The organism is Actinokineospora pegani (assembly GCF_009745975.1).
Taxonomy (GTDB): domain Bacteria; phylum Actinomycetota; class Actinomycetes; order Mycobacteriales; family Pseudonocardiaceae; genus Actinokineospora; species Actinokineospora pegani.
The window spans coordinates 1-536 of the sequence record NZ_WHOL01000024.1 but is presented as its reverse complement, the minus strand read 5'-3'; the positions used below and the strand labels follow the sequence as shown (position 1 = coordinate 536).

Below are 536 nucleotides of genomic sequence, written 5' to 3'. Positions count from 1 at the left end.
CTCACGCCCCATCCCGACCCACTGCGAACCCTGCCCCGGGAACACCCACACGACCTTGCCCGGGTCGTCCACCCCGGGCGGGCTCTCCCCGCGCGCCACCACCGAGAGCCCGGCCACCGCCTCCTGCGCCGAACCCGCGACCACCACCGCGCGCTCGTCCAGCACGGCCCGACGGGACACCAGCGCCCGAGCGACGCCCGTCAGCGGCGCACCGCCCTCGACCAGCGCAGCCAACCGCCCCGCCTGCGCCGCCAACGAACCAGCACTGCGCGCCGACACCACCAACGGCACCACGCGGTCGGGGACCGGGACGGGCTCCGGCTCCCGCGGCGCCTCCTCCAGGATCAGGTGCGCGTTCGTCCCGCTGACGCCGAACGCGGACACACCGGCCCGGCGCGGGCGGTCCACGCGCGGCCACTCGCGGGCCTCGACCAGCAGCTCCACCGCGCCTGCCGACCACTCGACCTCGGGCGTGGGGGCGTCCACGTGCAGGGTCGCCGGGAGCCTGCCGTGCCGCAGCGCCTGCACCATCTTGA

The 536-nt window shown here is 76.9% G+C and carries 1 protein-coding gene; it reads right to left on the bottom strand.

The window, feature by feature from the left end; translation table 11 throughout:
- A partial coding sequence (locus GCL84_RS00860; protein WP_328618753.1) for a ketoacyl-synthetase C-terminal extension domain-containing protein occupies positions 1-536 on the bottom strand: 536 nt, incomplete at both ends.